The sequence below is a fragment of the Kitasatospora sp. NPDC004240 genome, from assembly GCF_053603215.1.
Genome location: NZ_JBSGFD010000084.1, coordinates 24,463 through 34,904, shown reverse-complemented (window position 1 = coordinate 34,904; position 10,442 = coordinate 24,463). Strand labels below are relative to the sequence as shown.

Below are 10,442 nucleotides of genomic sequence, written 5' to 3'. Positions count from 1 at the left end.
TGGCCGGCCGGGTGGCCGGGGCGCAGCGGGGCGCCGCCCTCGGTGCCGGGGGCGGGCTCGGCCGGGCCGTTGCCGCCCTCGTTGATCAGGTCCTCCAGGGCGGAGCGCAGCGCCTCGCCGAACTCCGGGTCCATGGTGCCGGCGTTGTCGGGGGCGTCGGCCGGGCCGACCGGGCGGGGGAAGAAGAGCGGCCACTCGTCGGTGACGCCCGGCACCCCGCCGTACGGGGAGTCGAACAGCGGCGCGTCCTCGGCCGCGCGGGCCTCCTGCTCGGCCCAGAACGCCCGGGCCTCGGTGATCTCCCGCTCGCGGTCGGCCGCCAGCGCGTCGGCGACGGCCCGGCGTATCGCCGCCTCGTCGACGGGAGCGGGCGTGGCGGCGGACGCGTCCCGGGCGTCCAGCCGGCGGGAGAGCCCCCGGAGGTGGAGCAGTACGGCGGTCGACACGGCGATCAGGATCAGCAGCAGGATGGTGTAGACGGCGCTCACGGAACGTACTCCTAGGGAGGAGTGGAACGGGGTTACGTCTCCACATTGCCGCATGGTGGGCTGTTACCGCAGTGGCGAATGTCTAATTTGTCCGGGACTTTCGCTCTTGTCCCCAAATTGTTAGGTAACACCGCTCTACGCTGCGGAGTTGATCCGCTCCGCAGTGTCGATTTCCGGGCCGAAATCGAAAGAAAAGAGGACCGGATCGACCTTTCGGTGTGATCCGGCCCTCAATTACTCTGCGTCACTCCGAACGGGTGTCCAGGCCCGTCCGGCGGCGCCGAGGGTGGTCAGCTCAGGCGCTCGATGACCATCGCCATGCCCTGGCCGCCGCCGACGCACATGGTCTCCAGACCGAACTGCTTGTCGTGCCACTGCAGGGAGTTGATCAGGGTGGTGGTGATCCGGGCACCGGTCATGCCGAAGGGGTGGCCGATCGCGATCGCGCCGCCGTTGACGTTCAGGCGGTCGAGGTCGATGCCCAGGTCGCGGTAGGACGGGATCACCTGGGCGGCGAAGGCCTCGTTGATCTCGACCAGGTCGATGTCGCCGATGCTCAGGCCCGCCCGCTTCAGCGCCTGCCGGGAGGCCTCGACCGGGCCGTAGCCCATGATCTCGGGGGAGAGGCCGCTGACGCCGGTGGAGACCACCCGGGCGAGCGGGGTGATGCCCAGCTCGCGGGCCTTGGTGTCGGACATGATGACCAGCGCGGCGGCGCCGTCGTTCAGCGGGCAGCAGTTACCGGCGGTAACGGTTCCGTCCGGGCGGAACACCGGCTTCAGGCCCTGGACGGCCTCCAGGGTGACGCCGGCGCGCGGGCCGTCGTCCTTGCTGACCACGGTGCCGTCCGGGGTGGTGACCGGGGTGATCTCGCGGTCCCAGAAGCCGGCCTTGATCGCGGCCTCGGCCAGGTTCTGCGAGCGCACGCCGAACTCGTCCTGCTCGGCCCGGGTGACGCCCTTGAGCGCGGCGAGGTTCTCTGCGGTCTGGCCCATCGAGATGTACGCGTCCGGCACCAGGCCGTCCTCGCGCGGGTCGTGCCACTCGCCGCCGCCCTCCTCGGCGCGCTTGGCCGTACGGGCCTGGGCGCCGTCGAAGACCGGGTTCATGGTGCCCGGCAGGCCGTCCGAGGAGCCGTTGACGAAGCGGGAGACGGTCTCGACACCGGCCGAGATGAAGATGTCGCCCTCGCCCGCCTTGATCGCGTGCAGCGCCATCCGGGTGGTCTGCAGCGAGGAGGAGCAGTACCGGGTGATGGTGGCGCCGGGCAGGTAGTCCATGCCCATCTGCACCGCCACGACGCGGGCCAGGTTGTGGCCCTGCTCGCCGCCGGGCAGGCCGCAGCCGAGCATCAGGTCGTCGATCGAGCGCGGGTCCAGCTGCGGCACCTTGGCGAGCGCGGCGGCGATGATCTGGGCGGTCAGGTCGTCCGGGCGGACGTCCTTCAGCGAGCCCTTGCCGGCCCGGCCGATCGGCGAACGGGCGGCGCTGACGATGACGGCTTCGGGCATGGCGGGCTCCTCGCTGAGTGACCTTCGGCTACCGGGCGTCCCGACGGCACTCGACCGGACGGACACCCGAGGAGGAAAGTTACCGTCTGGTAGCTCAGGCGTCACCCGCCCCGGCGTGTGAGCTGGCCGACGTGCTCCCGGGGCCGGCCGATGTGCTCCCGGGTCCGGCGGGCGCGTCCCCGGGCCCGGACGGCGCGTCCGGGGCCTCGCCCGGCGGCGCCCCGGGCTCGCGGGCGGCCTCCGCCGACTCCGACCAGGCTCCCGGCAGGCCCAGCCGCAGCCGGTGACGCATCAGCGCCCAGCGCCGTACGGCGCCCGCCCCGCCCACCGCCGCCACCTCGGCGCCGGACTGCCCGGCCGCCGCCGCGGCGGCCACCGCCACCGGCAGCACGGTCTCGGCGGCCTCCGGGCCCACCGGCCGGTCCTCCTCGGGCCACAGGCCCAGCGCCGCGCAGACCGAGGGCAGCACGGCCATCGCGGCGGTCGCGTAGCCCTGCGCCGAGGGGTGGTAGCGGTCGGAGGCGAACATCTCCGGCCGGGCCGCGAACTCCGGCCCGAGCAGTGAGCCCAGCGAGACGGTCCGGCCGCCGGACTCCACCACCGCGATGGTCTGGGCGGCCGCCAGTTGCCGGCTGAGCCGGCGGGCCACCCAGCGCAGCGGCGGACGGACCGGCTTGATGGTGCCGAGGTCCGGGCAGGTGCCGACGACCACCTCGCAGCCGTTGGCGTGCAGCGCGGCGACCGCCTCGCCGAGCTGGCGCACGGCCACCTGGGCCGGGCTGTGCCGGGTGACGTCGTTGGCGCCCACCATGATCACCGCGACGTCCGGCCGGTGCGGCAGGGCCTGCTCCAGCTGGCCGGGGAGGTCGGCCGAGCGGCCGCCGGAGAAGGCCACGTTGACCAGCCGCACCGGGCGTTCGGCCACCGAGGCGAGACCCGCGGCGAGCAGCGCGCCCGGGGTGTCGCGGCCCCGCAGCACCCCGAGCCCGGCGGCGGTGGAGTCCCCGAGGAACGCCAGCACCAGCGGCGGCTGCGGTTCGGCGCCGGCGTCCGCGAAGGCCTCGCCGTAGACGCCGTCCGCCTTGGGCGGGTCGCCGTCCAGGACGCCGATGGCCTGGACGGCGAGCCTGCTCTCGGTCAGCAGCACGCCGACCAGGCCGACGCCCAGCAGGCCGAGCCCGCCGCCCCCGTAGGCGGCGGCGGTCGCGATCCGGCGGGCCACCCTGGCCCGCGAGTCCTGTGCCCCGGTCATTGGGCCCCCTTCGCGTCCGCGCGTCCTCGTTCCGGCGCCCCCGGCGGGGCCGCACGTGCCTGCACAGTTCTTTGGTACCCGGTGGGACCTGTGCGCTATCGGACCGCGTGAGCCATCCGGAGTCATAGGCTTTGGGTACCGATAAGCACTCGCATGCCCACAGACCGGGAGGACCCCCGTGCGGTACCACAACTCGATCATCGACCTGGTCGGCAACACGCCGCTGGTCAAGCTGAACAAGGTCACCGAGGGCATCAGCGCGACAGTGCTGGCGAAGGTCGAGTACTTCAACCCCGGCGGCTCGGTGAAGGACCGGATCGCGATGCGCATGATCGAGGCCGCCGAGGCCTCGGGCGCGCTCAAGCCCGGCGGCACCATCGTGGAGCCGACCTCCGGCAACACCGGCGTCGGCCTGGCGATCGTGGCCCAGCAGAAGGGCTACAAGTGCATCTTCGTCTGCCCGGACAAGGTCTCCACCGACAAGATCAACACCCTGCGCGCGTACGGCGCCGAGGTGGTCGTCTGTCCGACCGCCGTCGCCCCGGAGCACCCGGACTCGTACTACAACGTCTCGGACCGGCTGGTCCGCGAGACCCCGAACGCCTGGAAGCCGGACCAGTACTCCAACGCGGACAACCCGGCCTCGCACTACCACTCCACCGGCCCCGAGCTGTGGGAGCAGACCGACGGCCGGATCACCCACTTCGTGGCGGGTGTCGGCACCGGCGGCACCATCTCCGGCACCGGCAACTACCTGAAGGAGGTCTCCGGCGGCAAGGTCCAGGTGATCGGCGCCGACCCGGAGGGCTCGGTCTACTCCGGCGGCACCGGTCGGCCGTACCTGGTCGAGGGCGTCGGTGAGGACTTCTGGCCGACCGCCTACGACCGCACCGTCGCGGACGGGATCGTCGCCGTCTCCGACAAGGACTCCTTCCAGATGACCCGCCGCCTGGCCAAGGAGGAGGGCCTGCTGGTCGGCGGCTCCTGCGGCATGGCCGTGGTGGCCGCGCTGGAGGTCGCCAAGGAGCTCGGGCCGGACGACGTCGTGGTCGTGCTGCTGCCGGACGGCGGCCGCGGTTACCTGTCCAAGATCTTCAACGACGACTGGATGGCCGACTACGGCTTCCTGCCCTCGGCCACCGACGAGGCCCACATCGGCGAGGTGCTGGCCCGCAAGGACGCCATCGAGCACGAGGGCATCCCGCAGTTCGTCCACATGCACCCGAACGAGACCGTCGCCGAGGCGGTGCGGGTGCTGCGCGAGTACGGCGTCTCGCAGATGCCGGTGGTCTCCCCGGGCGCCGGTCACCCGGACATCATGGCCGGCGAGGTGATCGGCTCGGTGGTGGAGAAGCTGCTGCTGGAGGGCATCTTCGCGAAGGAGATCGAGCTGACCGACACGCTGGACAAGGTGATGTCCAAGCCGCTGCCGGTGGTCGGCTCGGGCGAGACCGTCACCAACCTGATGACCGTGCTGGAGAAGGCCGACGCGGCCGTGGTGCTGGTGGAGGGCAAGCCGCAGGGCATCGTCACCCGCCAGGACCTGCTGGGCTTCCTGACGGCCCGCACCGGCCACTGACCCGCGGGGCGGCCGGGCTGACCCGACCTCAGCCCGCCCGCCCGTCGGACGATCTGAAGATTCGTCCACGGGCGAAGTGGTACACCGGCGTCATCTGCGCGCAGCACGCGCTTAACAACGCTCCGCCATCGTTGTGGTCACGGCGAGAACGCCGAGCGAGATGACGGCAACCGTCCGGGAGCGGCTCCCCGGCGACCGCGGTCATCCGGGGCACGTCGGCCGGTCCTGACCCGGCCCTCCGTGTCCGTCCGTGGGGGACGCCGTCGTCCCGCCCCTGTCCGGCCAGGCCGGTCACAGGGTGCGGCGGCTCCCGCGGCACCCATCGCGCCGTCCGGCGCGTCCGCGCCGCTCCCGGGTGGGGGAGCGGCGCGGACGGACGGGCCGGTCCCTCCCCGGAGGGGCCGGCCCTTCCCGTCCGTCCCCTTCCCGTCCGTCCCCTTCGCGTTCACCCGGCCGACGTGCGCCGGTCGCCGGCCCCCGGCCGCGGCGCTGTGCCGCGTCGCCCGCCGCGATCGCGTCCGCCCGCTTTCCCGTACGCTCGCACGCATGACCAGCACTGAAACGACCGGCCAGGACGCCCCGCGCTACGTCCGGCTCACCATCGAGCTCATCGCGGAGATCACCGACGAGCAGGCGCTCAAGGCCGCCGCCCTCCAGCAGGTGGCGGACGACGAGTACCTCGACGACGAGGAGCGCACCCAGTCCGTCGAGGCCATCGAGGTGGACCCGTCGGGTTCGCTCGCCCACTTCATCGACCCGGTCGCGCTGCTCGGCGACGTCCCGGGCGTCGAGCTGGCCTCGGCGACCTGGGAGTCCGCGCAGACCGAGTTCGACCCCGAGGGTGACGGCTGGGACGAGTACACGGTGGACGAGACCGCCGAGTGACGGCCCCGCGGCACGGACGCCCGACCCGCACTGCGGGTCGGGCGTTTTTGTCCATATTTGGCGGTATCCGAAGTGCTCTCATACGATCTGATCCCGTTGGTGATGGAACCGTGAAGGATCGGATTGCGTTTCCATATCCGTAATGCCCGGAATTGATCAACAAGGAGCGCGACGTGACGGCACGGGACGGTCAGCGGCGGACGGCCGGAGGCAACTGGAGCCGGCGCGGTGTGCTGGCCGGCCTGCTGGGGGCGCCGGTGCTCCTGCTGGCCGCCTGCGAGGACGGCAAGGGCGGCGGGTCCGGCGGCGCCACGGGCGGCCCCGGCGGCAGCGGTACGGGCGGCAGCGGTACGGGCGGCGCGAGCCCCTCGCCGAGGACCTCGGTCGCCGTGATCACCGTCACACCCGCCGACGGCGCCGCCTCCGCGAGCTTCAGCGACCCGGTCCGGGTCACCGTCGCCGACGGCACCCTCACCTCGGTCACGGTCACCGACTCCACCGGCAAGGCGCTCGCGGGGCAGCTCTCCTCCGACGGCACCGCCTGGACCTCCGCCGCCTCCCCGGCCAGCGGCACCAAGTACACCGTCACCGCCGCCGCGCTGGACAAGGACAAGCTGGAGGCGGACGCCAACACCTCGTTCACCACCGCGACCCCGGCCAACACCTTCGTCGGCTACTTCACCCCCGAGGACGGCTCCACCGTCGGCGTCGGCATGCCGGTCTCGATCAACTTCAGCAAGCCGGTCACCGACCGCAAGGCCGTGCAGGGGGCGATCACCGTCATAGCCGAGCCGGGCGTCGAGATCGTCGGCCACTGGTTCTCCAGCACCCGACTCGACTTCCGGCCGCAGGAGTACTGGGCCAAGGGCACCAGGGTGACCCTCAAGCTCCGCCTCAAGGACGTCGAGGGCGCGAAGGGCGTCTACGGCACCCAGTCCAAGGACGTCCGCTTCACCGTCGGCCGCGCCCAGACCAGCGTCGCCGACCTCGCCGCCAAGAAGCTCACCGTCACCACCGACGGCCAGGTCAGCGCCGTGTACCCGATCTCCGGCGGCTCGCCCGAGTACCGCACCTGGGGCGGGAAGATGGTGATCTCCGAGCGGTTCCAGCAGACCCGGATGAACTCCCAGACCGTCGGGCTCGGCAGCGAGTACGACATCGCCGACGTGCCGCACGCGCAGCGCCTCACCACCTCCGGCACCTTCATCCACGGCAACTACTGGTCCCCGGCCTCGACCTTCGGCAGCCAGAACACCAGCCACGGCTGCGTGGGCCTGCGCGACGTCAAGGGCGGGCAGGACCCGACCACGGACGGCTACCGCTTCTACCAGAGCTCGATGACCGGCGACGTGGTCGAGGTCGTGAACTCGGGCGACAAGACGGTCGAGCCCTCCAACGGGCTGAACGGCTGGAACCTGTCCTGGGCCGCCTGGAAGGCCGGCAGCGCGCTCTGACCGGCGCCGTCCCGTACGGACTCCCGGAAATTCCTCCGCCGAGGACCGAACCCCGCGCGGCGGTCGAGGAGTCAAGGGGATGTGAAACGCGAGCAGAGACAGTGCCTGGACGCCGAGTTCACCGCGTTCGTCATCGGCAACGGCCGCCAGCTGACCAGGCTGGCCGAGCTGCTGACCGGCGATCCGCACCGGGCGTCCGACATCGTGCAGTCCGCGCTGGAACGCGCCTACCTGCACTGGCACCGGATCACCGGCGACGATCCGACCGCCTACGTGCGGCGGATCGTGGTCAACCAGCACCGTGACTGGTGGCGGCGGCTGCGCAACCGCGAGCTGCCCACCGACCACGCCTTCGAGCTGCCGGGCAGTGAGGACGTCGCCGAGCGGCAGGCCCAGCGGGCCCTGCTGAACCAGGCGCTGTCCACCCTCACCCGGCGGGAGCGGACGGTCGTGGTGCTGCGCTACTACGGCGACCTGAGCGAGGCCGACACCGCCGCCGAACTGGGCATCGCCCCCGGCACGGTCAAGTCCACCCTCCACCGGGCCCTGGGGAAGCTGCGCGCACTGCCCGAACTCGCCGACCGCACCGACGGTACGGCGGGTCAGACCGCTAGCAACATCGAGGTGAAGGTGTGAGCTTCGAGGAACGGCTCGGCGAACTGCTGCACGAGGACGACGAGGGGCCGGTCCGGCTCGACCCGGGGGTGATCATCGCCGGGGCCCGTCGCCGTCGGGCCAGACGGACCGTCGGCACCGTCGCCGTGGCCGCCGGGGTGGCCGGGGTCTGCCTGGTGACCGCCGTGACGCTCGGCAACGCCCGCGGCGCCGGCGGCGCGGCCGGGGTCGCCGGGGCCGCGCTGACCCCCACGGCCACCGCGCCCTCCGCCAGCCCGAGCCCGGTGGCCGGCTCGATCCCGGTGGAGCCGTCCCCGGTGCGGCAGGTGGCGCCGGGGGAGAAGGTCGACGTGGTCCCGGGCCACATCCGGATCTGGGTCACCGCCAACGAGACGTGCGACGAGTCCTGGTCCCCCGAGGGCGGCTGGGGCGCGAACTCCGGCTGCCACAACGCGGGCAATGACAACGTCGACCACAGCCTGCCGAGCCTCTACCGGCAGAGCAGCATCTCCTCGGACCGGATCGTGGCCACCGGCTTCTACCTCGGCCCGACCCCGGCCCGGATCACGGCCTACCGCGACGGCACCCCGACCACCGCCACCCTGGTCACCACCACCGGCATGAACGGCTGGACGGCGTACTACGTGGTCCTGCCCGGGGTCGGCGACGGCCCGGGCACCGGGAACACCCCGGCGATCGTCGCGTACGACGCCGAGGGCCGGGAACTGGCCGAGCTCCCGGGCAGCGGCCCGGACGGCCCGGCCGCGACCGCCCCGACCGCGACCGGCTGGAGTGCCGGCAACGGCACCGCCCGATAAGCCCTCCCTGGGCGGGGCCGCCCGGATCAGGCGCAGCGCGACGACCGAAACCCGCCGGTGACGGCGGTCCGGTGGCGGCAGGCTGGACGGCATGACGACCACGACCGTTTCCCTGACCGTCCGCCCGATCGAGCCGCTCGTCCTGGCGGAGCTGCGCCGGCGCGACGACGCGGGCCGCCCGCCGGTGCTGTCCGTGGACGAGGCCGGCGGCGCCCCGCTGCGTTGCTGCCTCACCCGGGCCCTGCCCGGCGACCGGATCGCGCTGCTCGGGTACGCCCCGCTGCGCCGCTGGGCGGCCGAGACGGGCGCCGAGCCGGGCCCGTACGACGAGACCGGGCCGGTCTTCGTGCACGCCGAACCGTGCCCGGGGGCCGGTCCGGGCTGGCCGGACGGGTTCCATCAGGGTGAGCGGGTGCTGCGCGCCTACGACGCCGCCGGGCGCATCCTGGACGGCGTCCCGGTCACCCCGGAGACCGCCGAGGCCACGGCCGCCGGCCTGCTGGCCGACCCGGAGGTGGCCCTGCTGCACGTGCGGGCGCTGCGCTTCGGCTGCTTCCTGCACGAGGTGCGCCGCGCCGGGGACGCCACCTGCGGCGAGCGCCCGCGGCACGTGGCCTAGGAGCCGTCGGAAGGCTCCTACGAACCGCTCTGCTTGGCGTAGTCGGTGAAGCCCTGCCAGTCGAGGGCCACGGCGGGCTCGTCGCCGACCACCCAGGCGTCGTGGCCGGGCGGGCAGATCATGAAGTCGCCGGGGCCGAACTCGGCCTCCTCGCCGTCGTCCATGACGATCTTCATCCGCCCGGAGATCATGTACCCCATGTGGGCGGCCTGACAGCTCTCCGTCCCGGCGATCGGTTTGATGTGTTCGGACCACCGCCACCCCGGCTGGAAGACCGCGCGCCCGACGGCGCCGGCCTCCTGGTTGACGAGCCGTAGCTCCCCCATGCCCGCCTCGAAGGGGCGGACCTCCTCGGGCTCGTCGAAGCTCTTGCGGATGAGACCGGCCATGGCTGCTCCTCGGCCATCGGGCCCGCCACCGGGAACGCGGTGGCGGGCCCGTCCTGCTGGTCCTTCCAGTCTGCTCCGGGTGGCCGGGGGTGTCCTGCCGGTCCGTGCACCCGGGACGGCGGCCCTGGGACTGCGGCCCTGGGACGGGGTCAGCTCCCGGTGCGGGCCACGCCGATCGGGCAGGAGGCCCCGGTGCCGCCGAGGCCGCAGTAGCCGTTGGGGTTCTTGGCGTCGGACAGGTACTGCTGGTGGTACGGCTCGGCGGGGTAGAACGGGCCGGCCGCGGCGATCTCGGTGGTGATCGTGCCGAGGCCGAGGGCGGTCAGCGCGGGCTGGAAGGCGTCCCGGGTGGCGAGCGCGGTGGCCGCCTGGGCGGGGGAGTGGGTGTAGAGGGCGGAGCGGTACTGGGTGCCGACGTCGTTGCCCTGGCGGTTGCCCTGGGTCGGGTCGTGCGCCTCCCAGAAGGTCTTGAGCAGCCGCTCGTACGTGATCACGGCCGGGTCGAAGACCACCCGGACCGCCTCGGTGTGCCCGGTCAGCCCGCTGCACACCTCCTCGTACGTGGGGTGGGGCGTGTGGCCGCCCTGGTAGCCGACCAGGGTGGTCCAGACGCCGGGCAGCCGCCAGAAGACGCGCTCGGCGCCCCAGAAGCAGCCGAGGCCGAAGTCCGCGACCTCCAGGCCCTCGGGGTACGGCCCGGTCAGCGGATGGCCCAGGACGGTGTGCGGCTCGCGCAGCTCGAAGGCCGGGGTGTCGCGGCCGGGCAGGGCCCGGTCGGCGGGGACGGGCGCGGTCTTGTGGCGGTTGAACAGCACGGCCTGCTCCTGCTCGG

10 protein-coding genes and 1 pseudogene are annotated in these 10,442 nt (G+C 73.0%); 6 read left to right on the top strand and 5 right to left on the bottom strand.

From position 1 onward, the window contains the following. From ACWEQL_RS22885 to ACWEQL_RS22875, 3 genes and pseudogenes are all read right to left on the bottom strand, one after another. Nucleotides 1-488 (bottom strand): annotated as a pseudogene (locus ACWEQL_RS22885) (hypothetical protein); the annotation flags it as partial. A 290-nt stretch (nt 489-778) separates the two neighbouring features. Then, nucleotides 779-1,999, bottom strand: a complete 1,221-nt coding sequence (locus ACWEQL_RS22880; protein ID WP_452152148.1) for an acetyl-CoA C-acetyltransferase — start codon at nt 1,997-1,999, stop codon at nt 779-781. Nucleotides 2,000-2,093: 94 nt separating this feature from the next. Next, nucleotides 2,094-3,251, bottom strand: a complete 1,158-nt coding sequence (locus ACWEQL_RS22875) for an SGNH/GDSL hydrolase family protein (protein ID WP_452152147.1) — start codon at nt 3,249-3,251, stop codon at nt 2,094-2,096. A gap of 178 nt (nt 3,252-3,429) precedes the next feature. On the opposite strand from ACWEQL_RS22875, the gene ACWEQL_RS22870 reads away from it, so the two are divergent. From ACWEQL_RS22870 to ACWEQL_RS22845, 6 genes are all read left to right on the top strand, one after another. Further along, on the top strand, nt 3,430-4,830 hold the full coding sequence (locus ACWEQL_RS22870) for a cystathionine beta-synthase (protein WP_452152146.1): 1,401 nt from the start codon (nt 3,430-3,432) through the stop codon (nt 4,828-4,830). Nucleotides 4,831-5,376: 546 nt separating this feature from the next. Then, nucleotides 5,377-5,715 (top strand): hypothetical protein, encoded by a 339-nt coding sequence (locus ACWEQL_RS22865; protein ID WP_452152145.1) that lies wholly within the window; start codon nt 5,377-5,379, stop codon nt 5,713-5,715. 173 nt (nt 5,716-5,888) lie between these two features. Then, nucleotides 5,889-7,169 (top strand): L,D-transpeptidase, encoded by a 1,281-nt coding sequence (locus ACWEQL_RS22860; protein ID WP_452152144.1) that lies wholly within the window; start codon nt 5,889-5,891, stop codon nt 7,167-7,169. Nucleotides 7,170-7,250: 81 nt separating this feature from the next. Next, the gene (locus tag ACWEQL_RS22855; RefSeq protein ID WP_452152143.1) at nt 7,251-7,805 is read left to right on the top strand and encodes a SigE family RNA polymerase sigma factor; all 555 of its coding nucleotides are present in this window, start codon (nt 7,251-7,253) and stop codon (nt 7,803-7,805) included. Next, a complete protein-coding gene (locus ACWEQL_RS22850) occupies nt 7,802-8,602 on the top strand; it encodes a hypothetical protein (RefSeq protein ID WP_452152142.1) in 801 nt (266 codons plus the stop codon). Before ACWEQL_RS22855 ends, ACWEQL_RS22850 begins: the two co-directional genes overlap by 4 nt. Nucleotides 8,603-8,693: 91 nt before the next feature. Next, a complete protein-coding gene (locus ACWEQL_RS22845) occupies nt 8,694-9,221 on the top strand; it encodes a DUF1203 domain-containing protein (protein WP_452152141.1) in 528 nt (175 codons plus the stop codon). Between the two features lie 17 nt (nt 9,222-9,238). On the opposite strand, the gene ACWEQL_RS22840 is transcribed toward ACWEQL_RS22845, so the two are convergent. After that, nucleotides 9,239-9,610 (bottom strand): cupin domain-containing protein, encoded by a 372-nt coding sequence (locus ACWEQL_RS22840; RefSeq protein WP_452152140.1) that lies wholly within the window; start codon nt 9,608-9,610, stop codon nt 9,239-9,241. 149 nt (nt 9,611-9,759) lie between these two features. Next, on the bottom strand, nt 9,760-10,425 hold the full coding sequence (gene msrA / locus ACWEQL_RS22835) for a peptide-methionine (S)-S-oxide reductase MsrA (protein ID WP_452152139.1): 666 nt from the start codon (nt 10,423-10,425) through the stop codon (nt 9,760-9,762). Nucleotides 10,426-10,442 lie beyond the last annotated feature (17 nt).